The organism is Streptomyces sp. NPDC003247 (assembly GCF_042888135.1).
Lineage (GTDB): Bacteria > Actinomycetota > Actinomycetes > Streptomycetales > Streptomycetaceae > Streptomyces.
Map to the genome: position 1 here is coordinate 132,257 of NZ_JBIAPF010000002.1, position 24,838 is coordinate 157,094.

Annotated in this window: 18 protein-coding genes; 7 read left to right on the plus strand and 11 right to left on the minus strand. The window is 73.2% G+C overall.

What is annotated here, in order from left to right; all coding sequences use genetic code 11:
* The first annotated feature begins 108 nt into the window (after window positions 1–108).
* The gene (recQ, locus tag ACFYWQ_RS05485; protein WP_389513092.1) at window positions 109–2,115 is read left to right on the plus strand and encodes a DNA helicase RecQ; all 2,007 of its coding nucleotides are present in this window, start codon (window positions 109–111) and stop codon (window positions 2,113–2,115) included.
* A 175-nt stretch (window positions 2,116–2,290) separates the two neighbouring features.
* Here recQ and ACFYWQ_RS05490 read toward each other — a convergent pair whose 3' ends face one another.
* The 8 genes from ACFYWQ_RS05490 to fahA all read right to left on the minus strand — a co-directional run bounded on the left by ACFYWQ_RS05490 (window position 2,291) and on the right by fahA (window position 11,836).
* The gene (locus tag ACFYWQ_RS05490) at window positions 2,291–5,143 is read right to left on the minus strand and encodes a fumarate reductase/succinate dehydrogenase flavoprotein subunit (protein ID WP_389514342.1); all 2,853 of its coding nucleotides are present in this window, start codon (window positions 5,141–5,143) and stop codon (window positions 2,291–2,293) included.
* Window positions 5,144–5,151: 8 nt separating this feature from the next.
* Window positions 5,152–5,997 (minus strand): ATP-binding cassette domain-containing protein, encoded by an 846-nt coding sequence (locus ACFYWQ_RS05495; protein ID WP_389513093.1) that lies wholly within the window; start codon window positions 5,995–5,997, stop codon window positions 5,152–5,154.
* Entirely contained in the window at window positions 5,981–6,883 is a 903-nt protein-coding gene (locus ACFYWQ_RS05500) for an ABC transporter permease (protein WP_389513095.1), read from the minus strand. The genes ACFYWQ_RS05495 and ACFYWQ_RS05500 overlap by 17 nt, the downstream gene beginning before the upstream one ends.
* Window positions 6,880–8,220, minus strand: a complete 1,341-nt coding sequence (locus tag ACFYWQ_RS05505; RefSeq protein WP_389513097.1) for an ABC transporter substrate-binding protein — start codon at window positions 8,218–8,220, stop codon at window positions 6,880–6,882. Before ACFYWQ_RS05505 ends, ACFYWQ_RS05500 begins: the two co-directional genes overlap by 4 nt.
* Before the next feature lie 14 nt (window positions 8,221–8,234).
* On the minus strand, window positions 8,235–8,462 hold the full coding sequence (locus ACFYWQ_RS05510; RefSeq protein ID WP_030790138.1) for a ferredoxin family protein: 228 nt from the start codon (window positions 8,460–8,462) through the stop codon (window positions 8,235–8,237).
* Window positions 8,463–8,583: 121 nt separating this feature from the next.
* Window positions 8,584–9,372 (minus strand): GntR family transcriptional regulator, encoded by a 789-nt coding sequence (locus tag ACFYWQ_RS05515; protein ID WP_389513099.1) that lies wholly within the window; start codon window positions 9,370–9,372, stop codon window positions 8,584–8,586.
* A gap of 158 nt (window positions 9,373–9,530) precedes the next feature.
* The gene (locus tag ACFYWQ_RS05520) at window positions 9,531–10,469 is read right to left on the minus strand and encodes a M56 family metallopeptidase (RefSeq protein ID WP_389513101.1); all 939 of its coding nucleotides are present in this window, start codon (window positions 10,467–10,469) and stop codon (window positions 9,531–9,533) included.
* A 155-nt stretch (window positions 10,470–10,624) separates the two neighbouring features.
* Window positions 10,625–11,836, minus strand: a complete 1,212-nt coding sequence (fahA, locus tag ACFYWQ_RS05525) for a fumarylacetoacetase (RefSeq protein ID WP_389514344.1) — start codon at window positions 11,834–11,836, stop codon at window positions 10,625–10,627.
* A 433-nt stretch (window positions 11,837–12,269) separates the two neighbouring features.
* Between fahA and ACFYWQ_RS05530 the strand changes: the two genes are divergently transcribed.
* From ACFYWQ_RS05530 to ACFYWQ_RS05550, 5 genes are all read left to right on the plus strand, one after another.
* On the plus strand, window positions 12,270–13,721 hold the full coding sequence (locus ACFYWQ_RS05530; protein WP_389513103.1) for a DegT/DnrJ/EryC1/StrS family aminotransferase: 1,452 nt from the start codon (window positions 12,270–12,272) through the stop codon (window positions 13,719–13,721).
* The gene (locus ACFYWQ_RS05535) at window positions 13,714–16,338 is read left to right on the plus strand and encodes a lipopolysaccharide biosynthesis protein (RefSeq protein WP_389513105.1); all 2,625 of its coding nucleotides are present in this window, start codon (window positions 13,714–13,716) and stop codon (window positions 16,336–16,338) included. Before ACFYWQ_RS05530 ends, ACFYWQ_RS05535 begins: the two co-directional genes overlap by 8 nt.
* Before the next feature lie 242 nt (window positions 16,339–16,580).
* Window positions 16,581–18,479: a glycosyltransferase gene (locus ACFYWQ_RS05540; protein WP_389513106.1), complete on the plus strand. Its 1,899-nt coding sequence runs from the start codon at window positions 16,581–16,583 to the stop codon at window positions 18,477–18,479.
* Complete coding sequence (locus tag ACFYWQ_RS05545; RefSeq protein WP_389513108.1) at window positions 18,476–18,901, plus strand: hypothetical protein; 426 nt, start codon at window positions 18,476–18,478, stop codon at window positions 18,899–18,901. The genes ACFYWQ_RS05540 and ACFYWQ_RS05545 overlap by 4 nt, the downstream gene beginning before the upstream one ends.
* Entirely contained in the window at window positions 18,898–20,148 is a 1,251-nt protein-coding gene (locus ACFYWQ_RS05550; protein WP_389513110.1) for a glycosyl hydrolase, read from the plus strand. The genes ACFYWQ_RS05545 and ACFYWQ_RS05550 overlap by 4 nt, the downstream gene beginning before the upstream one ends.
* 42 nt (window positions 20,149–20,190) lie before the next feature.
* On the opposite strand, the gene ACFYWQ_RS05555 is transcribed toward ACFYWQ_RS05550, so the two are convergent.
* The 3 genes from ACFYWQ_RS05555 to ACFYWQ_RS05565 form a co-directional block, all read right to left on the minus strand.
* Entirely contained in the window at window positions 20,191–20,967 is a 777-nt protein-coding gene (locus ACFYWQ_RS05555) for a polysaccharide deacetylase family protein (protein ID WP_389513112.1), read from the minus strand.
* A gap of 185 nt (window positions 20,968–21,152) precedes the next feature.
* Window positions 21,153–22,484 carry a glycosyltransferase gene (locus tag ACFYWQ_RS05560; protein ID WP_389513114.1) on the minus strand — a complete coding sequence of 444 codons (1,332 nt, stop codon included), beginning with the start codon at window positions 22,482–22,484 and terminating at the stop codon, window positions 21,153–21,155.
* Window positions 22,485–22,674: 190 nt separating this feature from the next.
* Window positions 22,675–23,748: a GNAT family N-acetyltransferase gene (locus ACFYWQ_RS05565; RefSeq protein WP_389513116.1), complete on the minus strand. Its 1,074-nt coding sequence runs from the start codon at window positions 23,746–23,748 to the stop codon at window positions 22,675–22,677.
* A gap of 248 nt (window positions 23,749–23,996) precedes the next feature.
* Between ACFYWQ_RS05565 and ACFYWQ_RS05570 the strand changes: the two genes are divergently transcribed.
* On the plus strand, window positions 23,997–24,824 hold the full coding sequence (locus tag ACFYWQ_RS05570) for an HAD family hydrolase (protein WP_389513117.1): 828 nt from the start codon (window positions 23,997–23,999) through the stop codon (window positions 24,822–24,824).
* Window positions 24,825–24,838 lie beyond the last annotated feature (14 nt).

The window sequence follows — 24,838 nt, forward strand, 5'->3', positions numbered from 1 at the left end:
CCCGCGCCGCTCGATTCCGGCGAGCGACCTGTGGATAACTCCGAAGCTGTCAGTCCGGGCCCCTATCGTGGAGGCAGTGGTCGAAGGACGACGTACGGGGGCCATGCGATGGGCGGGACGGGCGGAATCAAGGAGATGACAGCGATCACCGGGACAATGGGGACGACAGACAGCGAGGCGCTGGCCACGCTGCACCGCGTCTTCGGCTACGACGCCTTCCGCGGCGAGCAGGAAGCGGTCATCGAGCACGTGGTGGCCGGCGGTGACGCCGTCGTCCTCATGCCGACCGGTGGCGGCAAGTCGCTCTGCTACCAGATTCCGGCCCTGGTCAGACCGGGTACGGGGATCGTCGTCTCGCCGCTGATCGCGCTGATGCAGGACCAGGTGGACGCCCTGCGGGCGCTCGGTGTGCGCGCCGGCTTCATGAACTCCACGCAGGGCTTCGACGAGCGGCGCGTGGTCGAGGCCGAGTTCCTGGCCGGTGAGCTGGACCTGCTGTACCTGGCCCCGGAGCGGCTGCGCCTGGACTCCACGCTGGACCTGCTCTCCCGTGGCAAGATCGCCGTCTTCGCCATCGACGAGGCGCACTGTGTCTCCCAGTGGGGCCACGACTTCCGCCCCGACTACCTGACCCTCTCCCTGCTCGGCGAGCGCTGGCCGGACGTCCCGCGGATCGCGCTCACGGCGACGGCCACGCACGCCACGCACCAGGAGATCACCCAGCGGCTGAACATGCCGGCGGCGCGGCACTTCGTGGCCAGCTTCGACCGGCCCAACATCCAGTACCGGATCGTGCCGAAGTCCGACCCGAAGAAGCAGCTGCTGAGCTTTCTGCGGGAGGAGCACGCGGGCGACGCGGGCATCGTGTACTGCCTCTCCCGCAACTCGGTGGAGAAGACCGCCGAGTTCCTCTCCCGCAACGGCATCGAGGCGGTGCCGTACCACGCCGGCCTGGACGCGGGCACGCGCGCGGCGCACCAGTCCCGGTTCCTGCGGGAGGAAGGCCTGGTCGTGGTGGCGACCATCGCCTTCGGCATGGGCATCGACAAGCCCGACGTGCGGTTCGTCGCCCACCTCGACCTGCCCAAGTCCATCGAGGGCTACTACCAGGAGACCGGCCGCGCGGGCCGCGACCGGCTGCCGTCGACGGCCTGGATGGCATACGGCCTCAACGACGTCATACAACAGCGCAAGCTGATCCAGTCCGGAGAGGGCGACGAGGCGTTCCGGCGGCGGGCGGCGGCCCACCTGGACTCGATGCTGGCGCTGTGCGAGACGGCCCGGTGCCGCCGAGGGCAGCTCCTCGCCTACTTCGGCCAGGAGCCGGACCCGGCGGGCTGCGGCAACTGTGACACCTGCCTCACCCCGCCGGAGACCTGGGACGGCACGGTCGCGGCGCAGAAGGTGCTGTCGACCGTCGTACGGCTTCAGCGCGAGCGGGGGCAGAAGTTCGGCGCGGTGCAGATCGTCGACATCCTGCTGGGCAAGCGCACCGCCAAGGTGATCCAGTTCGACCACGACCAGCTGTCGGTGTTCGGCATCGGCGAGGAGCTGACCGAGGGCGAGTGGCGCGGTGTGGTGCGGCAGCTGCTGGCGCAGGGACTGCTCGCCGTCGAGGGGGAGTACGGCACGCTGGTGCTGACGGAGGCCAGCGGGGCGGTGCTGCGGCGCGAGCGGGAGGTGCCGCTGCGCAAGGAGCCGAAGAAACCGACGACCGCGAAGACGGGCTCGTCCTCGTCCGGCCGCGGGGACCGCAAGGCCAGAACGACAGCCGCGGAGCTGCCCGAGGCACTGCTCCCCGCCTTCGAGGCCCTGCGCGCCTGGCGCGCGGAACAGGCCCGCGAGCAGGGCGTCCCGGCGTACGTCATCTTCCACGACGCTACGCTCCGGGAGATCGCCACGGTGTGGCCGGCGTCGGTGCGCGAGCTCGCCGGGGTCAGCGGAGTCGGCGAGAAGAAGCTGGCGACGTACGGGGAAGGCGTGGTCGCGGTGCTGGCGTCGCTGGGCGGAACCTCCGGCCCGGCCCCGGGCGCCTCCCCGGAAGCGGAGGGCCCGGACGGCCCGGTGGACTGGCCCGAGATGGAGGCGGAACCGGAGCCCGAGGACTGGATGTAGACGGCCGGACACCGGGACACGCCCGGGACGCGGCGGCTGCGAGCGGCAGCTTTCGGCCTACGCAGCCCTCGGCGTACGCAGCTTTCGGCGTACGCAGCTCTCGGCCTCCGTAGCCCTCGACGTACGCGGCTCTCGGCCTCCGTAGCTCTGGTGGTCCGCAGCCGGCCACGGCCTCTCAGCGGCCTCGGGCCGCGTACGCCCTGACGTCGGCGTCGGAGTCGGTCGTGGCCGTGGCGAGGGCCGCCCGGGCTCCCTCGGAGGCGCGGTGCCGGGTCAGGGCGAGGACGGCGGCCTTGCGGACGTCCGCGTTGGGGTCGGCCAGTGCCTTGGCGAGTGCCGGGACCGCGGTGTCTGCGGAGGCGGCCGCCAGGGCCGTGGCGGCCCCGGCGCGTACCTGCCACGCCGGGTCCGCCAGGGCCGTCACGGCGCGGGCGGCGAGCGGTGCGGGGCAGCCGACGGTGCCCAGGGCCCCGTAGGCGGCCGCGCGGACCAGGGCGTCGGCGTCGGTGGTGAGGGTGCTCAGCGCCGTGTGGACAGGGGCCACGTCGAAGGCGGTGCCCGTGTCCGTGCCGGGGCCGGTCGCGGAGGCGGCGTCCAGGTGTGCCGCGGTCACCGTGGCCAGCGCCTTGGCCACGGTGACGCGCACCTCGCGGGACGGGTCGGTGGAGGCCGTGCGGGCCAGTTCGGCGGCGGCTCCCACGGAGACCAGGGCGCGGACGGCCTCGATGCGGACGGCGATGTCCGTGTCCGTGAGGGCGGCCGTGAACAGGCCGGCGTCGCCCAGGCGCAGGGCGCGCAGGACGTCGAGCGCGGCGGCGCGGACGACGGGGTCGGGCTCGGCCAGCGCCGCGGCGAGGCCGTCGCGCAGGGCGGGCTCGGGCGGCAGGGTCTCGACCAGCTCGCGCAGTGAGGCCGCCGCGGCGGCACGCACCTCGGCGGCGGTGTCGCGCAGCGCCTCGGCGAGCGCGGGGCCACTGCCCGGCGGCACGGTCTCCGTGAGGACGGTGACCGCCTCGCGCCGCACGGCGGGGGCCGGGTCGCTCAGGTAGGGCCGCAGGGCGTCGAGGCCGGGCTGCTCGTCGGCGAGGGCGACCAGGGCCAGCAGACGGGACGAGGACTGCTCGGCGGAGGGCTCGGACTCCGCAGGGGGGAGAGGGACGGAGCCGACGGGGGCGGGCGCGTGGTCCGGTCCGGTTCCCGGAGCGGGGGACGCCACCGGAGCCACGTCGCGTGAGCCGGCCGTGGCCACGTTCTCGGGGCGGACCTCGCCGAGACGCCGGGACGGACCGCCGACCGGGGTGAACTCGTCGACCGGAACCAGATAGGGAGCCACGGGGCGGGCCGTGAACTCCATCGCACCGGAGGGGGACTTGTGCAGGTCGAGGTGGTGGAACCAGGACACGTCGTCACGGCGGGGGTGGTCGAGGCGGTCGTGGTAGAGGCCCCAGCGGGACTCCGTGCGGGCCAGGGAGGCCCGTGCGGCCATCTCCGCGCAGTCACGGATGAAGGTGACCTCGGCGCAACGCATCAGCTCGTGCGGGGTGGCGGCCCCCATCGCGGCGATGTCGTCCCGCATCCGCTCGAACGCCTCCAGGGCGAGGGAGAGCCGGGCACCGGACTTCGGCGGCGCCACGTAGTCGTTGACGAAGCGGCGCAGCTTGTACTCGACCTGGGTCTGCGGCGGGCCGTCCGGGTTGCGCAGCGGCCGGTAGACCAGTTCGTGCGCCTCGCGCAGCTGGTCCTGCGGCAATTCGCCCTCGTAAGGCTGGTACTGGGAGGCGTCCGCGCCCGCGAGGTCCCCGTACACGAACGCGCCGATCATGTAGTTGTGCGGCACGCACGCGAGGTCGCCGGCGGCGTACAGGCGCGGGACGGTGGTGCGGGCGTGGTCGTCGACGCGGACGCCGGAGGCCGAGTGGCCGCCGCACAGACCGATCTCGGAGATGTGCATCTCGACGTCATGGGTGCGGTAGTCGTGGCCGCGGCCGGAGTGGAAGGTGCCGCGGGTGGGGCGCTCGGTCGAGTGCAGGATCGACTCCAGCGCCGAGACCGATTCCTCGGGAAGATGGCTCAGTTTCAGGTAGACCGGGCCGCGGTCGGAGGCGACCTCCGCCGCGAACTCCGCCATCATCTGGCCCGACCAGTAGTCGGAGTCGACGAAGCGTTCGCCGTGCCGGTTGACCTGGTAGCCGCCGAAGGGATTGGCGACGTAGGCGCAGGCCGGGCCGTTGTAGTCCTTGATCAGCGGGTTGATCTGGAAGCACTCGATGCCGGTCAGCTCGGCGCCCGCGTGGTAGGCCATGGCGTAGCCGTCGCCCGCGTTGGTCGGGTTCTCGTACGTGCCGTAGAGGTAGCCGGAGGCGGGCAGGCCGAGCCGGCCGCAGGCGCCGGTGGCCAGGATCACCGCGCCCGCGCGGACGGTGACGAACCGCCCGGTGCGGGTGTGGAAGCCCGCCGCCCCCACGGCCCGCCGGTCGGGGCCCTCGCCCGCCGTCAGCACCCGCACCGGCATCACACGGTTCTCGATGCGGATCCGCTCCCGCATCTCGCGCCGCCGCAACTGCCGGTACAGCACCTTCTTCACGTCCTTGCCCTCCGGCATCGGCAGGACGTAGGAGCCGGAGCGGTGGACCTGGCGGACCGCGTAATCGCCTTGTTCGTCCTTCTCGAACTTCACACCGTACGACTCCAGCCGCTGCACCATGGCGAAGCCGCGGGTCGCGGTCTGGCGGACGGTGGACTGGTCGACGATGCCGTCGTTGGCGCGGGTGATCTCGGCGACGTAGTCGTCGGGCTCGGCGCGGCCGGGGACGACGGCGTTGTTGACGCCGTCCATGCCCATCGCGAGGGCGCCGGAGTGGCGGACGTGCGCCTTCTCCAGCAGCAGCACGTCCGCGCCGCGCTCGGCGGCCGTAAGGGCCGCCATCGTGCCGGCGGTGCCCCCGCCGATGACCAGGACGTCGCAGGTCAGCTCTTCGGCGTCGGTGAGCGCGGGGATCTGCACAGGGGTGTTGACGGGGGCCACCAGGGTGCCTTTCACGTGCCGAGGGAGGTGAGGACGTCGCGGCGCAGGGCCATGCGGGCCGGGTCGTCGTGGGCGGCGCGGTCGCGCGGGCGAGGGACGTTCCGGACGGCGAGGAGGCCGTTCGCGCCGAGCAGGGCGACGCGGTCGCCGAGGAAGAGGGCCTCGTCGACGTCGTGGGTGACGAAGACGACGGTCGCGCCCGTGCCGTGCAGCACGTCCACCAGCAGGTCCTGCATGCCGGCCCGGGTCTGGGCGTCGAGCGCGCCGAACGGTTCGTCCATGAGGACCGCGCGCGGCCCGGCGGCCAGGGCGCGGGCCAGCTGGGCGCGCTGGCGCTGTCCTCCGGAGACGCGATGGGGCAACTGCCGGGCCACGTCGGCGAGTCCGACGCGGTCGAGCCAGGAGTCGGCCTGCCTGCGGCGTTCCGCGCGCGGCCGGCCCCGCACGGCGAGGGCCAGCTCGACGTTGGCGCGCAGGGTGCGCCAGGGCAGGAGCGCGTCCTCCTGGAAGACCAGCGCGCGGTCCGCCGCCGGTCCGGTGATCCGGTGGCCGTCCTGCTCCACCGTGCCGGCGAGGGCGGGCAGCAGACCGGCCAGGGTGCGCAGCAGGGTCGACTTGCCGCAGCCCGAGGGGCCGACGACGGTGAGGATCTCCCCCGGGACCACGTCGAGATCGACGCCGGTCAGGGCGGGGGCGTCCGGGCGGCCGAGTGCGGCGGCGCGCAGGGTGAGCCGGGTACCGCGGACCGGTGTGGGTGCGGCCGCGTCCGGGCCGGCCGGACGGGGACAGGTGTTCTCCGCGCCGGTGGCGGTCGCGCCGGACGTGCGGCGCCGGGACGTCTCAGACGAGGTGCTCATCGTGTGCCTCCTCGGCCTCGGATGCGGGTCCCCCGCCGACGGGGGAGGCAGCGGACGGCACCGGCGCCGCGGCCCGTGCTGCACGCGGCCGGGCCACGGGAACGTACGAGGTCCGGGGCAGCCAGTGGGTGAGGCGGCGGCCCAGGAGTTCCACGGCCGTGGATGTCGCCCAGCCGAGGATGCCGATGGTGACCATGCCGACGAAGACGCCGGGGTAGTCGACGACCGTGTAGTCCTGCCAGGTGCGGTAGCCGACGCCGTACTGGCCGGAGATCATCTCCGCGGAGATCACGCAGATCCACGACACGCCGATGCCGACCGACAGGCCGCCGAAGATGCCGGGCAGCGCGCCCGGCAGGACGACCGAGCGGAGGACCCGCCACCGGCCGCCGCCCAGGGTGAGGACCGCTTCCTCCCAGACGGGGGAGAGGGCGCGGACCGCGTGCCGGGTGGAGACCAGCACGGGGAAGAAGGCGGCGGCGAAGGTGATGAAGACGATGCCCTGTTCGTTGGAGGGGAAGAGGAGGATCGCCACGGGGACCAGGGCGATCGCCGGGATGGGGCGGATCACCTCCAGGAGCGGGCCGAGCAGGTCCTCGGCGAGCCGCGAGCGCGCCACGAGCACCCCCACGGCCACTCCCAGGACGGCGGCCAGGAGGAATCCCGCGAGGATGCGGGTGACGCTGTCGGTGAGGTCCGTCCAGTAGTCGCCGCCGGTGAGCCGGTCGGCGAAGGCGCGGGTGACGTCGGTGACGGTGGGGAACTGCGAGAAGCGCAGCCAGAGGTCGATCTTCAGGCTGGTCACCAGCTGCCACAGGCCGAGGGCGGCGGCGAGGGAGAGCAGCCGCAGGGCATAGCGGCCGGAGCGCGGCGCGGGCCGGGTCACGCGGCACGCTCCAGGGCTTCGGCGTACGAGACGACGCGGGCGCCGCCGTGGGCGTCGGTGTAGGCCTGCGCGGTCGCCGGGGCGACGAAGGGGAGCAGTGCGGAGCCGTCCGCCACCCAGACCGCCTTGTCGGCGAACCAGAGGGTGCCGGTGTCGGCGTCGGGGACGTAGGCGGCGCGGATGCCGTCGGGGTGCGCGGCCACGTAGGCCAGCAGGTCGGCGGGTGAGGTGAAGGCCCGGGTCTCGGTGGCGCCCTTCGGCCAGACCTCGCTCCGGGCCGGTGGGGGCGTGGCGGCGAGCTGTTCGGCGTACGAGGAGCCGAGGGCCTTCTTCACGTACTGGTCGTCGACGAAGGCGTCCACGTCGATGTCCCCGGTCAGCTTCGCCGCCTTCAGGATCGACACGTCCTTCTTCAGGGCGGCGACCAGCTGCGGCTTGAGGGACGGGTCGAAGGTGGCGATGCCGTGGGCGCCGTTGTAGAGGTAGACGACCTCGGCGGGCAGGTCGGTGGCCTTCGCGACCTTCTCGGCCGCGGCGACGGGGTGTGCGGAGAGGTACGCGGTGGCCTCGGCCTGCGCCTTCAGGAACGCCTCCAGCACGGCCGGCCGTTCCTTCGCGAAGTCCTCGCGGGCGGTGACGCCGTGGAAGGTGGGCAGGTCGAGCTGGGCGCCGTCGTACAGGGCCTTCGCCTTGCCCTGGTGGACGAGCAGGCCGGGCCAGGCGACGAACTGGGAGAGGGCGTCCGCGCTGCCCGCCGAGAGTGCGGAGGCACCCACCGCGGGCTGCTGGTTGAGCTTCTCGATGCCCTTGTCCGGGTCGATGCCGGCGCGTTGCAGGGCCCGGACGAGGGTGCCGTCGGCGGCCGAGCCCACGCTCGTGGAGACCTTCTTGCCCTTGAGGTCGGTGAGGGAGGTCAGCTGGGAGTCGGGGGCGGTGACGATGGTGTTGAGGCCGCCGCGCAGGTTGTAGCCGGTGACCGAGACCAGATGGGTGGGGCGGCCGAGCTGCTTTCCGCGCGCCGCGTTGATGAGCAGGGGGAAGTCGCCCATCGAGCCGATGTCGATCTTGCCCGCGGTCATCTGGGCGGTGATGGGGGCGCCGGTGGCGAAGTCCTGCCACTGCACCTTGTAGGTGGTGCCGTCGCCGAGGGAGTTCAGCTGCTTCTCGAAGTAGCCGAGGGAGCGCAGGAGGGTTCCCGCGGTGACGGTGTTGATCGTCTTGGACTGGTAGCCGACGGTGACGGTGACCGTGGAGCCGTCACCGGCCTCGGCGTCGCCGCCGCAGGCGGTGAGGGGCAGCAGGAGGGTGGCGGCGAGGGCGGCCGCGATGCGTTTCATGGGGGGCGGACCTTTCACCGGAGCAGGTAGGGCATGTTGACCGTGACGGCTCCGGTGGGACAGCGGGCCGCGCACGGGCCGCAGTACCAGCACTCGTCGACGTGCATGTACGCCTTGCCGTTGCTCTCGTCGATGGCGAGGGAGTCCAGCGGGCACATGTCCACGCAGAGGGTGCAGCCGTCGATGCACTTCGACTCGTCGATGGTCACGGGCACGTCGGCCCGCTGGGGCACCAAGGGCATGGCTGTCTCCAGGGAAATCGCGTGGGAAATTCCGCGAGGCGGTGAACCGGTCGGCCCCTGCCGAACGATGAAGGGGTGGGACGCGAGGAAGCGAAGGGGGCGAGGGCCGGTGCGGTGGGTGTCAGCGGGAGCGGTGCAGCAGACCACTCATGGAGATGCGGTCGCCGCGGAAGCGGATGAACTCCAGGTCCACGGGGCGGCCGTCGGCGAGGTGGGTGAGGCGTTCCAGCATCAGGACGGCCGCCCCGCGCGGGGCTTCCAGTACGGCGGCGGAGTGGGCGTCGGCGCTCACCGCCTCCAGGGTGATCTCCGCGTGTCCGAGGCGTTGGCCGGTGGCGGCTTCCAGGAGGCGGAAGACGTCGGTGTTCTCCAGGTCGGCGCCGAGCAGGTCGGCCCCGATGTCGAGCGGGATGTAGGTCAGGTCGAGAGACAGGGGGAGACCGCCCAGGCGGCGCAGACGTTCGATGTAGAGGACATCGGCGCCGGGCGGGACGTGGAGGCGGTCGGCCACCGGAGCCGGCGCGGGCACGGGGGCCATGGTGCGGACCTCGTTGGTGACCTGGCCGTGTTCGTGCAGCGTCTCCGCGAGGCCCATCAGCCGGTCGAGTCCGTGCGGGTACTTCTGGGCCACGACCACCGTGCCGACACCGGGCAGGCGTTCCACGAGCCCCTCCGCCCGCAGGAGGTCGAGCGCCTGGCGGACGGTGTTGCGGGAAGCGCGGTAGTCGGTGGCGAGGGCGGACTCGTGGGGCAGCGTGCCGGCCGGGAAGCCGCCCGTGAGGAGCTGGCGGCGGAGGAGGTCGGCGAGCTGGCGGGCCTGGTCCGCGCGCAGCCGGCGACGTGCGCGGTGGGCGGCGACGGTGGTCGCGCCCTGGCCGGCGTGGTCTCGGACGCGCTCGGTGGATGGCATGTTCTGGACCATACCGAGGGGGGTGAGGAAGTGGTGTTGCTGAAGTATTGCGCCACCTGACGATGAGGCAGCGACCCTTCTGACCTGCTGTTTTCCGGTGTGCGCGGGAAAGATCTGCCACCCGGTCCGGCGCCGGGCGAGGGCTGCCGACGGGGTGTTCAGGCCAGTGCCGTCAACCCCGGGGCGAAGGTGATCAGGAGGGGCAGCAGCGGGACCAGCGCGGCGACCGTCGTCGTCAGCGCGCGGTGCCGGCGGAGCAGCCGTGGGGGTGGCTGGAGGAGGCGGTCCACGCGTTCCCCCAGGAGCCGGCGGCTCGACGCGCAGGACAGGACGCCCCGGTGCTGGTTCAGCTCGATCAGGGCCAGGGCCGTCGTCAGATGGCCGCAGCGGCGGGACGCGGTGTCGTCGGCGGCGAGTTCGACCAGCCGGTGGGTCTGGTCGCAGAAGTGGGCGAACAGCGGAATGCGCGGGAAGCCGGTCGCCAGGGCCGTCGACAGGTGCAGCAGCCAGTCGTGGTGGGCCCGGGCGTGACCGCGTTCATGGGTGAGGACCGCGTCGAGTTGAGGGGAGGTGAGGCGGTGCAGGGCACCGGTGGTCACGATCAGTTGGGGAGGGTTGCCGGGCATCCACCAGGCGTCCGGGTACTCGTCCTCCAGGACGAGCAGCGGGCCCCGGGCCGCGGGCAGGCCCGCGGGGAGGTCGGGGGCGCGCTCCCGCAGGTGGGCGCGGGCCGTGGTGCGCCGTCGGCGGGCTTCGGCCGCTTCACGGGCGAGCATCGCGGTGGTCCAGGCCGCCCCGCAGGCCAGCAGCAGGGTGAGGGCGGTCGCCCACACCGGGGCGGTGGACAGGTCGTACGCCTCGGTCACCGCCGGCGGGGCGGGGGCGAAGACCTGGGCGCGGACGGTCTGGAAGACGGCGGCGGCACCCAGCACCAGGGCGGTCAGACAGCACAGCAGGACCGTGGCGACCAGGCACTGCCACACCCACAGGGCCACCACCGGCTCCCGCTCGGTCCACGCGGCGCGGGTCAGCGCACGCGGGGCCGGCACGGCGGCCGCCAGCGCGACGGCGCTCAGCAGGAGCAGGCAGAGGGTCATGCCACGGGCTCCGGATCCTGGTCGGAGGGGACAGGGAGGGGAGAAGGCGGACCGGACGGGCGCGCTCCGGGTGCGCCCGCCCCGAGGGCGTGCGTACGGCGGGCCCGGTACGGGGACCGTGCCCGCCGCCAGTATGACGGCGACCGGTGCCGGAGTCAGCCCGCGAGAACCCGCCCGCTCACCTCGCCCAGCCCCACGCGCAGACCGTCCGGTCCCGGAGCCCAGGCCGACAGGGTCACCACGTCACCGTCCTCCAGGTACGTGCGCTTGCCGTCGGGCAGTTCCAAGGGGTCACGGCCGTTCCAGGTCAGCTCCAGCAGGGAGCCGCGCTGGTGTGCGGCCGGTCCGCTCACCGTGCCCGAACCGTACAGGTCACCGGTGCGCACGGAGGCGCCGTTGACCGTCAGATGGGCGAGTTGCTGGGCGGCCGTCCAGTACATGGTGGAGAAAGGGGGTTCGGAGACGATGTGACCGTTGACGGCGACGGAGATGCGCAGGTCGTAACCGGCGGGTTCGGTGGACGTGTCGTCCAGGTAGGGGAGCAGGGCATGGGTGCGCTCCGGGGGCGGGACGCGGGCCGCCTCCAGCGCCTCCAGCGGGGTGATCCACGCGGAGACCGACGTGGCGAAGGACTTGGCCAGGAACGGGCCGAGCGGTACGTACTCCCAGGCCTGGATGTCGCGGGCCGACCAGTCGTTGAGGAGGCACAGTCCGAAGACGTGCTCGCGGAAATCGGCCAGCGGGACCGGCCGGCCGTGCCGCGACGGCACGCCCACCACGAAGCCGACCTCGGCCTCGATGTCGAGCCGTGCGGACGGGCCGAAGACGGGGGCGGCGTCGGCGGGTGCCTTGCGCTGGCCCGACGGGCGGACGACGTCCGTGCCGGAGACCACGACCGTGCCGGCCCGGCCGTGGTAAGCGACGGGCAGGTGCTTCCAGTTGGGCAGGAGCGGGTCCGCGGCGTCCGGGCGGAAGATGGCGCCCGCGTTCCGGGCGTGGTGTTCGGAGGAGTAGAAGTCGGCGTAGTCGGCGACGTCGAACGGCAGGTGCAGGGTCACCGACGCCAGGGGGTGCAGGAGCGGGGCGAGGCGGTCGTGGCGGGAGGGGTCCGTGATCCACTCCGTCAGCGAGTTCCGCACCTCGGACCAGGTGCCGCGCCCGGCCGCCAGCAGGGGGTTGAGGGTCGGGCGGGCGAGGAGGGCGGCGTGCGGTGAGCCGCAGGCCCGGGCCGCCGCGCCCGCGTCCAGGATGTGGTCGCCGAGCCGGACGCCGATGGTCCGCTGCTCGGAGCCGGGGCGGGAGAAGACACCGTAGGGGAGGTTGTGCGGGCCGAAGGGGTCGCCCTCGGGAAGGCCGAAGGGGGGCAAGGGGGGCATCGGGTGCTGCCTCGCTTTCGTGCTCGCCGTGGATGCGCCGCGTGTGCGCCGCGCATGCGCCTTTGCGCACATGTGTTCGTCGTGGCCGGGGGGGGCGTTGTGTGTGGGTGTCCGCGGGTGCTCGACCCGACGGTCCGCGGGGGTGGTGCGAGGGGGTGGTGCGTGGGGGTGCCCGGCCGTCGCACACGTTACGGCTGACCTCGCGGGAGGGACACCGCGGCGAGCCGCGGAACGGATGACGAAAGTGACACGGGAGGTGACGGGATGAGGTGGCCGACTCGCAGCGCTCCGCTGTCACGCGGGCACGGGAAGTTGTCCACAGGCGGGACCGCAATCTTGACGGAGCGGTGCGAAAAGGGAGACTCTGGGCGGGTGCTGGAAGGCCTCGGGGAGGGGGCTTTCCCCTGGCACACCTGGGGGGCGGATGGCCATTGGGGAGGCCGGCCTCGGGTCGGCGCGGCGTGGTGCACGGCCGAAGCGGCTGGAAGCCACCATGCGCGGCAGACTCGGCCGGGAATGCGTGTACGTGCCGTCGTGCCGGTTCGGGCTGTTCGTGGCCTTGCGCCACTGGTGCCCGCCCGGTGGACGGGTGCTGATGTCGCCGGTCAACGACGACGTGATCTTCTTCGTGGTGCTCGCCGCCGGTCTGCGGCCGGTGCAGGCACCGTTGAACCCGCTGGACGCGTCGATCGACATCGATGCGGTGCCCGACGACGTGTGGGACTCGCTGTCCGCTGTGCTCACCACGAACCTCTACGGCAATCCGGACGACGCGCCGCGGCTGCGGGAGAAGTGCGACGCGAAGGGGATCCCCCTGTTCGAGGACGGCGCGCACGCCATCGGCAGCGAGGTGGGCGGCCGACCGGTCGGGACCTGGGGGGACGCCTCCGTCTTCAGCCTGTCCAAGCACGTCGGGGCCAAGGCCGGGGGCTTCCTGACGTGTGCCGACCCCGGTCTGCGCGAGGCCTTGGAGAAGGCCGGCGAGGACCTGCTGCTGCCCGGGCGGCTCGGCGCCGAACTCGCCTTCACCCTCCGCCCGTACGCGGAGGCGGCCGTGCGGGGGCTGCGGCTGCGGAGTGCCACGTGGGCCGCCATGCGGCTGCTCGGACTGACGGAGCGCGAGGAGATCAGGATGCCGTTGCGCGCGGACGAGCTGGCGCGGGCGGTCGACACGGCACCGGACCTCACCGCGCACGACTCCTGGGTCCGCGTCGACATGCACGACTACCGGCTGCGCTCCGGGCCGCTGCGCCTCGGCCGCATCGAAAGGAAGCTGGACCGTCTGGACGAGGTGCTGGACGCCTGCCGGGCGGGCACACGACTGCTGCGGTCGACGCCCTGGGCGAGACCGGGGCCGCCGCCGGACGCCCGGCCGGACCCCGGGGCCCCGGCCGACGCGCCGACCAGCCATCACACCGGCACCGGCACCAGCACCAGCGCTGGCGCCGGCATCGGAACGGGCACCGGCACCCGGACCGGTGCGGCGACCGGCTCCCGGAGCGGTGCGGCGACCGGCACCCGGAGCGGTGCCGCGACCGGTTCCCGGGCCGGCTCTCGGCCCGGCTCTCCGGCCGGTGGTGCGCAGGGCGTCCAACCACTCTTCCGGGTCCCTCTGTTCGTCGCCGACCGGGATGCCGCGATCGCGGCACTCGCCCGGCGGGGCATCGTCGTCGGGTATCTCTATGACCCGCCCCTGGACGACTACGCGGGGGCGGCGTTCACCGACCCCTCGCCCGATCCCGCCGGGGCCCGCTGGTTCGCGCGGCACGCGCTGCCCGTGGATCCGCTGCGGGCGCGCCGGGTCGTCGACGTGCTCCAGGAGTCCGGCGTCCGGCCGGCCGAGGCACCGGGAGGGCTGGAGCCGACGCGTGGCTGACACACGGGCCGGAACACAGGCCGGAACACACACCGAGGCGGAGGCCGGGAACCGGATCGGCCCGGCGGTCGATGGACGGAGCGGCCCGGCGGCCGGCGGAGGGACGGGGGGCCAGGCGCACGAGCCCGTCGCCCCGTCCGCCGGCCGGCCAGGCCCCGCCGGGGGCGCGGCCGGTCCCACGCCGGAGACGAGCGACCACGGCAGCGACCACGGCTCCGACTCCCTGTTCCGGAACGCCTACTTCCTCATGCTCAGCACCGGCGTCTCCGCCGTGCTCGGCCTGGGGTTCTGGCTGGTGGCCGCCCGCTACTACTCCGAGGAGGCCGTCGGGCAGGGCTCCGCCGCGATCGCCGCCATGCGACTGCTGGCCAGCATCACGGCGACGACGATGATCGGCGCCGTCGTCCGTTTCGTCCCGCGCGCGGGACGGGCGACGGGCTCCCTGGTGTGGCGGGCGTACGCGGCGAGTTCGGTGGTCGTGGCGATCGCCGCGGCGGTCTTCCTGCTCACCCTCGACCTGTGGGGGGCGTCGTACGCGCCGCTCGGTACTCCGCTCGCGGGGGCGGCGTTCGTCGTCGCCTGCGTGGCGTGGGCACTGCTCACCCTCCAGGACGGCGTGCTGACCGGACTGCGCAGATCGGGATGGGTGCCGGTCGGCAACGCGGTGTTCTCCCTCGGCAAGCTCGTCCTGCTGGTCGTATTCGCCGGCGCGCTGCCGGTGCTCGGCATCTTCGTGTCCTGGGCCGTCGCCATCGCGTTCTCGACGCTGCCGCTCGGCTGGCTGATCTTCCGCAGGCTCATCCCGCGCCAGGCCGCCGCCGACCGCGACCTGGAGCCGCCCCGGCTGAGGGAGATGGGCCGATTCCTGGCGGGCGACTCACTGGGCGCGCTGTTCAGCCTGGCGATGATCAACCTGCTGCCGGTGATGGTCGCGGTCCGCTTCAGCGCCGCCGAGAACGGCTACTTCTACGTGGCGTACACCGTCGGCGGGACGATGGAGTTCATGGCCATCAACATGGCCTCCTCCCTCACCGCGCACGCCTCGCACGACCCGCGCCACCTCGCCGACGGCGTGCGCGGGGCACTGCGCCGCATGACGTTGCTGCTCGTGCCGGTGGTGCTCGTCCTGGTGGTGTTCGCGCCGCAGATCCTGCTGCCGTTCCACCCGGACTACGCCGAGCACGGCACCACCGTGCTGCGGTTGCTGGCCGCCGGGGCGCTGCCGCGGGTCGTCGTGGAGCTGTACATCGGAGTGCTGCGCGTGCAGGGCCGCACCGGTGTGCTGGCCGCGCTCCAGGGCGCCATGTGCACGTTGGTGCTGGGCAGCGCGGCCGTGCTGTTCACCCCGGCCGGCATCGCCGGCGCGGGCTGGGCGGTGCTGCTGAGCATGTCGCTGATCGCCGTCGTCTCGGTGATCGGCCTGCGTGCCGCGCTGCGCACGCCCGTCCCCGTCGCCGCCGGTTCGTCCGTGCTCCTCGCCGACCGGGCCGCTCCCGCCCTCGCCCCGGTCGACGGGCCCGTCGGGGACGGCGCCCGGCCCGCCCGGCTGAACGCCACCGCCGGATACGGCACGAACTGGGCGCGCCGGGCGGCGTACGACCGCGGAGTCTCCGACGCGGACACCGTCGCGCTGTTCATAGGACGTCCCGGCTACGAGCGGGAAGCGCTGGAAGCGGACACGCTCGCCGTGATCGTCCGGTCCCGCCAGGGAGCCGCCGAGCCCGCCGGAAGCACCGGGAGTACCGGAAGCACCGGAAGCACCGGGGCGGCGCGCACGCCGGAGCCCGGCTACGAGGGCGACGGCATCTGGTCCGAGCGTGGCCAGCGGTGGCTGCGTGCCGGGCTATGGAGCCTGCTCGCCGCCACCGCCGTCGTCTTCTGGACGGCCCTGCGGCACCTGCCGTGGCTCGGCGGCTGGATCGACGGCGGTCTGGCCGCGCCGATGAGCGGGGCCGGGATGCTCGGCAGGCTGCCCGCCGCGGCGATCGTCGCCGGGCTCCTGATGTTCGTGCTGTTCGTCGCCGCCGTGACCCTGAGCGTGCGGCGCGACACCTGGCTTCCCGGGACCACCCTGGGTGTGATCGCGCTCGCCCTGTACTCCGTTCCCATCGCCCTCGGCCGGGAACCCAGGGCAGTGGGTGGGACGTTCTACCGGGAAACGGCCGCCTTCTTCGCCGAGACACTGGCCCTGCCCGGGCCCGAACCGCTGCTGCGCTGGGTGCCGCCCGTGTGCCAGTTGCTGTGCCTGATCCTCCTGTGGCTGCTGCTCGACCGGGTGGGCGACCGCTTCGGTGACCGGCTGCGCGGGTGGCTGCCGTGGGCGGCGCGCTGGGGGATCGTCTATCTCACCGCCGTGGGGGGCTGGGCGGGGAGAGAAGCGCTCGCACCCGTCGCACCGCCGCTGCTCCTTCTGCTGTTCCTGCTCGTCCTGCTCCTGTCCGTCCGCTGGGCCGAGCCACCGGCGGATGAACCGACCGGGGCGTCGGCCGATACACCGGCCGAAGCCGCGTACGAGAACACCCACCCGCACCAGCCGCCGTCCGACAGCACCCGTCCGACCCGACCGCCCGTGCACACCCGTCCCACCGACCGGAACCGAGACCCGTCCAGCGACTGACCAAGCTCAGAGCCGAACGCCAGGGGGGAACCGTCGTGCGTCCGCCAACCACTCCACGGGGCAGATCCGAACCGGAGCCCGTACCGGGCCCGGGAACCGGCGGGGCCGCCGCGTCCCAGCCGGAGCCCGCCTCGGCAACCGGGACCGCAACCGCAACAGCGACAGCGACCGCGACAGCGACCGCGACCGTTCCGGACGTCGTCGCTCCGGTACGTGGGGAGCCCGGTGAGCCCGGTGAGCCCGTGAGTGATCTCTCCGACCTCCCTCCCGCCCGCCCCTGGTGGAACACCGCGTTCCATCCGGGTGTCGCCCTGCTCGTCGCCCTCGCGCTGTGGGTCTGGGCGGTGACCCACACCGACGTCTCCGACCTCGACGACTTCGGCTTGGTCACCGCGGTGCACCCCACGTTCTGGGCGGGTCTGGTCGTACTCACCGCCGGCTTCTGGCTCACCGTGCGCGGCCCGCGCCGCCACCCCGCCTGGGCACCGGCGTACGTGCTCGGTCTGCTGGTGATGGAGCGCGCCACCCAGGCCGTGCTCTATCCGACGCCGCTGTACGCGTGGGCGTGGAAGCACGACGCGATCATCGACCACCTGCTGACGGCCGGCCGGCTGCAGAGCGAGGACGTCCTCGGCGACCTGGCCGTCTACGACCAGTGGCCCGGCTTCTTCGCCGCACAGGCCACGCTGGTCAAGCTGCTCGGCGTGGACTCCGCCGCGCAGTTCATGGCCTGGTGGCCGCTGGTCTCCAGCCTGATGCTGCTGCTTCCGCTGCTGCTGCTCTACCGCACGTTCACCGAGGACCGGCGCCTGATCTGGACCGCGGTCTGGCTCTTCTACGTCGCGAACTGGGTGGGCCAGGACTACTTCTCCCCGCAGTCCGTGGCCTTCGCCCTGCACCTCGGTGTGCTCGCCGTCGTCCTGCGCCGCTACGGCCGTCCCGGCCGGCCGGCGGCGCAGCAGCGTCAGGCGGTGTGGACGGTGCTGCTGACCGTGCTGGTCGTCGCCGTCGTCATCTCGCACCAGCTCACGCCGGGCATGCTGATCGTCTCGCTGGCCGCCCTGTTCCTCGTCCGCCACTACCGGGACAAGGTTCCGCTGATCACCACCGTGGTGATCTTCCTTGCCTGGTGTCTGACGGCCGCGCTGCCCTTCCTCTCGGCGACGATGCCCGAGATGATCCGCTCGATCGGCGACATCGGGGGCAACGTCTCCACCGGTTACGGTGCCACCCCGACCGGCACGGGCGCGGTGACGACCTCCTGGGCGGCCCGGCTGCTGTCGGCGTCGGTGCTGCTGCTCGCCGTCGTGGGCGTGCTGCGCCAGCCGGTGCTGCGCCACCGCGCGATGCCGCTGCTGCTGCTCGCCGCCGCACCGCTGCCGATGCTCGGCGCGAGCAGCTACGGCAGCGAGATGATCTTCCGGGTGCTGATGTTCATGCTGCCCGGCGCCGCCTTCTTCGCCGCGGCGGCGCTGCTGCCGCAGGTGCGCACCCTGACGGCGATGGAGAACAGCCGACAGGCCACCCCAGGCCCCGACCCAAGCCCCGACCCACGCCCCGACTCCGGCCCTGGCCCTGGCCCGATCCAGGGCCTGATCCAGAGATTGATCCAGGACCGGGACCGGGACCGGGGCCGGGGCGAGCGGCGCGAGCCCCGCCGCTACGTCTGGCTGCCGCTGCTCGCCCTCCTCGCCGGCACCCTCGCCTTCGTACCGAGCTACTCCGGCAAGGACCGCATCAGCTACTTCCCGCCCGCCGAAGTGGACCTGGTCCGGCAGGTGTTCGAGCAGGCGCCGGACGGCTCCCTGGTCGTCGCGGCCGACCGCAACTATCCGCTCGCCTTCGACCAGTACTGGAGAGTGGACCACTACTGGTTCCTCGACGACTCCCGCGAGCACGTCGACCGGATCGTGCGCGACCCGGCCGCCACCCTGGCCCGCGACATGTCCGCCGTGGAACCGTCCGGCCGCGCCTATCTCCTCTTCACCCGCGGCCAGTTCGCGGACGCCGAGATGAACGGGTTCCTCACCGAGGGGCAACTGGACCGCATCGAGGGGTCGATCGCCGCGTCACCCCTGTTCGAGCGGGTGGCCGCCAACGACGCCGGGACGGCGTACGCGCTGAAGGAGGCGGGCCGGTGACCCCGCAGGAACTCGTCGTCCGGATGCTGCCCCCGTTCGGCGGCTGGCTCGCCCTGTCCGCCCTCGCGCTGCCCGGCGGCTCCCCGCTCAGGGGCGCCGCGATGATCGCCTTCCTGGCGGCGGGCCCGGGCGCCGCCCTGCTCAGAATCTGCGGGCCCGCGCTGGCCACGGCCCCCGCCGCCGGGCCGGTCGAGCTCCGGGACCCCACCTTCGAACACCACTCCGACCTGCTGGAACGGCTGATGCTGACCGTCTTCGTGAGCGTGGCCGTCGTGCTGCTCGCCGCGACGGTCTTCATCGCCACACATGCCTTCAGCGCGCAGCGCGTCCTGCTCACGCTCACGCTGCTGACCACGGTCGCCGCGTTCTGCCCGCGGCTGCGCGCCTCCCCGCCGAGGACCGGGAAAGGTTCTGCTCTGTGAGGTCGCCCCACCCTTCAGGAGATGGCCGTCCGTCCGGCGACGGCCGCCGTCCACACCGCCACCGCCACCGGCGTCCGCGCCGCTTCCCCGTCCCCCGCAGGTCCGCCGGGCCCCACGCGTCCGCCGCCCGGCGGACGCGTGGTCCCACCTCCTCGGGCGGCCCCGCTCCCCGCCCCCGCTACCTCCTCCTGCTCGCGGTCGCCACGGCCCTGTCCGCCGTTCTGACCGCCTGCCTGGTCCTGCGAGACGGCTCCGGTCCGTGGGACGCCGGCTCCGACCGGGACCAGGCTTCGGGTTCCCGGCCCTCGGCCGTCGGCGGGGAGTGCGCCCCGACGGCGCTGCTGGAACCGCCCTGCGGCGCCTGGTTCGGCGCGTTCGTGCCGCACGACAAGAGCAATCTCTCCGAGAAGGTCCGCGACTACGAGGAACGCGTCGGCCGCACCCTCGACATCGTGTACACGTACCACGACATGTCCCGCGTCGAAGGCGACCGGCTGGAGGGCCAGTTGCTCACGGCGGAGGAGCAGCGGGTCGCCGCGGACGGCCACCTGCTGCTGCTGTCCTGGGAGAGCAAGTGGTGGGGCGGCACCGACGCCCAGCAGCCCACCTGGAAGCAGATAGCCGACGGCGACCTCGACGCGTCCGTCATAGACGTCCAGGCCAGGCGCGTCAAGGAGTTCGGCAAGAAGGTGTTCCTCTCCTTCGACCTGGAGATGGACACCCGCACCCCGGCCAACGGCACCCCCGAGGACTACGTCCGGGCCTACCGGCACATCCACGACCGGTTCCGGACCCTGGGCGTGACCAACGTGGTGTGGACCTGGATCACCACCGGCTACCTGGAACACGCCGACGTGATCAAACGGATGTACCCCGGCGACGACTACGTCGACTGGGTCGCCTACAACCAGTACAACTACTTCCGCTGTCACCAGGCGGGCTGGCTGACCTTCGCCCAGACCCAGCAGGCCACGCACGACTGGATCCGCGAGAACATCTCCGACGACAAGCCGCTGATGCTGTCCGAGTTCGGCACCGCGAACGACCCGTCCCACCCGGGCCGCCAGGCGGAGTGGTACGCGCAGGTGCCGTCGGTCCTCAAGGGGCTGACGGGGGTCAAGGCGGCGCTCCAGTGGAACTACCGCGACCCCGGCCCGCACTGCGATCTGGCGCTGGCCGACGACCAGGCGTGGAACAGCCTGCGCAAGGCGGTCTCCGACCCCTATCTCAACCAGCCCTTGGGGTAGGGAGGCGCGGGACCGGAGACCGCCTGCCGAACGGACCGGGACTCAGCCCGCGAACACGGGCCCACGCACCAGGGCGCGGGCCCGCCGGTACCACCGCCACGCGACCGTCTTCGCGCCGTCCCGGTAGGGCGCGACCCGCGCCCCCTCGCCCGCCAGCCAGGTCTCCACGTCGGCCAGGGTGTGGCCGCGGCGCACGATGAGCCGGGCGATGCGGTACCGCTCGTCCCGGTCGGAGCTGAGCGCGTGCCGTACGGCGGTGGCGGTCTCGTAGCCGGCGGCGGCCGCGGTACGGCGTACCCGCCCGCTGTTGTAGCCGTGCGGGTAGGCGAGATGGCGGACGCCGTGCCCGAGCGCGTCCTCCAGGACGGCCCGTGAGTCGCGCAGTTCACGCACGAGGTCCCGGGGCGGCAGGGTGTCGAGCTGGGCGTGCGTGACGGTGTGGCTGCCGACCTCCATGCCGCACCGCTCCAGCTCCGCCGCCTGCTCCAGTCGCATCATCGGGGCGGGCGGCAGGAGACTGCGGCCGCCCGGAGCGATGGCGCCGGTGGTCAGATAGGCGGTGGCGGACAGGCCCCGCCCGGCCAGCGTCTCGGCGGTCGGCCCCGGCAGGTCGGCGAAGCCGTCGTCGAAGGTCAGCAGCACCGGCCGGGCGGGCAGCGGCGCCCGCCCGGCGAGATGGTCGGCGAGCGCGCTGACCGTGACGGGTGTACGGCCGCTGTCCACGACGGCGTCGAGATGCGCCGCGAACTGCCGCGGGGTGACGGTGAACTCGGCGATCCAGTCGGGCGGGTCCTCCATCACGGCGTGGTAGAGGAACACGGGGATGCTCCCGCCGGAGACCGGGAAGCCGGCACCGCTCCCCGAACCATTCGCCCTGCCCCCAGGGCTGTTCGCCCCGGCTCCCGTGCCGTTCGTTCCGGCCCCCGAACCCCCCAGCCAGGCCCCCGGCCTACTCGCCCCGGCCCCGTTACGGCCTATGCCACTTCTGCCGTCCTCGGTCCCCGTCATCGTGACTCCCGGGAGGCGCGAGCCGCCCGCAGAGCCCGCCGGGCCCGCAGGTAGCCGACGGGCCCGTACAGCATCCCCCGGCGCTGCAACCGGGACAGCCGGCCCGGCCAGGGATGGCTGCGGTCGTCATGGTCGCCGGGGGTACGGGTGCCGTCGGTGTCCGCCTCACGGGTCGCGGTCAGGGCGCGGGCGTGGGCGAGGCCGCGGGGCAGCCGGGCCAGGAACGAGGGGAGGAGAGCGGGGCGGTTGACGAGGACGGCGGTGAGATAGGCGGTGAGGCCGGCGCCGTAGCCGTAGGCCTGCGTCTCCAGGTCCCGCCAGGTCTCCCGGTGGTGGTGCCAGACCAGGGCCTGCGGGGCGTAGTGCAGACGGTGGCCCTGGGCGAGGACGCGGACGAACCCGTAGAGGTCGTCGCCCCCGCGCGCGGGCGTGCCGGCACCGGTGGCCGGGTCGAAGCCGCCGACCGCACACAGTACGGAGCGGCGGAACGCCATGTTGGCGCCGGAGCCGAACCGGCCCGCCGTGAACGGGAACAGCGGCTCGTCGGCGGGCGGGTCGGCCGGGTCGTACGTACGGGCCGTGAAGCCCTTGGCGAAGCCGCCGTGGCTCTCCAGCAGCACCTGGGCGGGGGTGCGCAGCCGGGCCGGCAGGATCAGGCCGGTGACGCAGCCGAGTCCGGGGTCGGCGGTGAAGGGCGCGGTGAGTCCGGTCAGCCAGCGCGGGTCGGCGACCACGTCGTCGTCGGTGAAGGCGATCACCTCGCCGCGCGCGGCCTCGACGCCCCGGTTGTGCGCGACGGCGAGACCGGGCACCGGCTCGGTGACGTACCGCACGCGCTCGGCGTACTTGCGTTCGATCAAGTCCCGGGTCGTGCCGGTCACGGGTGCGTTGTCCACGACGACGATCTCGAAGTCGGGGTGGTCCTGGGCGAGCATCGAGTCGAGCGCGTGGGCGAGCTGCCCGGCACGTTCGCGGGTGGCGATCACGACACTGGTGTACGGCACGGAAGGCGCCGCGCCCGCGCTCCCGGACCGCTCGGTCTCCCCGGCGCCGTTGCCGTTCCCCACCCGCTCCGGGGCGATCCGCTCCCGTGCCAGGCCGGCGAGGACCGTCTTCGGGTCGGCGCCCTCCGGGACCCGTCCCAGGAGGGTGCCGACCGGCCGGCCATCCCTCCTGACCAGCAGGAACACTTCACCGTGGGTGACGGGAGGGCTGCCGGGCCCCGGCCTGAGGGTGGCCCCGGGACCCTCCAGGTCCAGCTCGGCGACCTGCACCGGCCCGATGGCGAGGAACCTCCGGATCTCCTGCTCCACGTGTGCGCGGGACATGAACCCCCCTGCTCTCATGAGCCTTCCCCTGCCATGAAGTCCCCTGCCCTCACGGGCACCTCTTGCGATGGCCCCGCGCTGGACCGGCGTCCGACCCGCTCCGAACCGGCGTCCGTCCCGTGCTGAACCGGCGTCCGACCCGTGCGGAACCGGCGTCCACCCCTCGCCGAACGGGCGTCCGCCCCGCCCGTCACGATCGCCGCAACTGCCGCAGCCGCCCCGCGCCCTTCAGCGCCCGTGCCGCCGTCGCCGCCAGCCTCGGCCGGGCCCGTACGAAGTGGTGCGCGCGGCGGGAGGGCTCACGGCTGAGCCAGTGGAGCGCGGCGCCCACCCCCGGACGCGTCCACGCCCCCTCGTACACGGGCAGTTCGCCCGTCTTCAGCGAGTCCTTGTACTCGGCCGCGCCCCGCCCCAGATCGAGCAGGCCGACGCCCTCCGCGGCCGACGCCTCGGCCATCCGCAGATGCAGCACCAGCCCCGGCGAGAACTTCGCGAACTCCGGGTCGTAGGCCGGGAACCAGCAGGCCAGGACGGACGCCGAACGCAGTCCGAAGTGCGCGGCGACGGGCCGCTCACCGGCGTAGAGCACGGACAGCGTGCCGGAGCACTCCGGGGCGCGCGTCTCGGCGAGGGCGTCCACGAGCCGGGTGATCCACTCCTGCGCGAACCGGTCCCGGCGGCCGGTCCTGCGGTACTGAGCCGACTTCCACGCCATGAGCGTGCGCAGCGCGGCCGGGTCGCGCTCGTCGAACACGAACCGCAGCGGCCCGGCCTGGCGGCCCAGCCTGCGTTCCTTCGCGAGCGTCGTCTTCAGGAACTTCGGCGACTGCGCGCGCAGCACGGACTCGTAGGTCTCGTACCCCTTCTCCACGTCGATGACGTAGGAGGCGTACTCGGCGGCCACCTGCGGCAGGAACAGCCCCTGTTCCGCCTCCAGGTTGTCGAAGGCGAAGCTCGACAGGGAACACGCCCGCATCAGTTCGTCCGCGTTCAGCCCGAGGCCCGGGCTCAGGACGGCTCCCTGGGCGTCCGACACGCCGTACGCGAGGGCCTGGCCCCGGCCGAGCCGGCCCCGCTCGTGGGGCAGGAAACCGACCGGCTCGCGCCCCTCGTACACCACCGCCACCCGCGCGCGCGGCCGCACCCGGCCCACGGCGTCGGTGAACTCCGGTTCCATGAACGGATTGCGCGGGACCGCGGACGCGGCGCGCAGCGCGCGCCACCGCTCCCGATCCCCCTCGCCGAGCTCCTCCGGCCCGAGCACACGAACACGTCCACTGCTCAACCTGACCCCCCGATCAAGTCCCCCCTGGACACTTGGACGGTACCGCTCCAGGTAGTTCGGGCGGTAGGTAGCGGAGCATGTTGTTGCCAATCGGTGCAGAGGCCTTTAACCGCCCTGTACCCGGCGTTGCGTGTGAAAGCCGTTTCCGGCCGTCCCTCCCCGTCTTCCCGCGGATCGCCCACAAGGGAAGGTGAGTTGGGGACGGCGGGGATCCGTATTCTCTGATCATGGCCGCACCCTTCGCAGATGCCGCGCGCTGCGCCGCGTACTCCCTCATCGCCACCGACCTGGACGGAACGCTGCTCCGCGGCGACGACACCTTCTCCGACCGGTCCCTCGACGCGCTCGCGCGGGTGGCGGCCGCCGGCGCCCGCCACCTGGTGGTGACGGGCCGCCCGGCACCCCGGGTCCGGCCGCTGCTGGCGAACCTGCACAGCCGGGGACTCGCGGTGTGCGGCCAGGGTGCACAGGTGTACGACGCCGGCGCGGACCGCCTGCTGTGGTCGGTCACCCTGGACCGGGAGCTGGCGGAGACCGCGCTGGGGAAGATCGAGGCCGAGGTCGGCGAGGTGTACGCGGCCGTCGACCAGGACGGCGTCGACGGGCTGACGCTCATCGAGCCGGGCTACCGGATGCCCCACCCGACCCTGCCGGCCCTGCGCGTCGGGTCGCGCGACGACCTGTGGTGCGAGCCCATCAGCAAGGTGCTGCTGCGCCACCCCACCCTGTCCGACGACGAGTTGGCGGCGACGGCCCGCTCGGTGGTCGGTTCGCTCGCGACCGTCACCATGTCCGGGCCGGGCACGGTGGAACTCCAGCCGTGCGGCATCACCAAGGCGACGGGGCTGGCGCTGGCCGCCGAACACCTCGGGCTGAGGCCCGAGGACACGCTGGCCTTCGGTGACATGCCCAACGACATCCCGATGTTCGACTGGGCGGCGCGCGGTGTCGCGATGGCCAACGCCCACCCCGAGCTGAAGGCGGTGGCCGACGAGGTGACGACGTCGAACGAGGACGACGGCGTGGCCGTCGTCCTCGAACGACTCTTCCCCTAGGGCGAGTCCCGTGG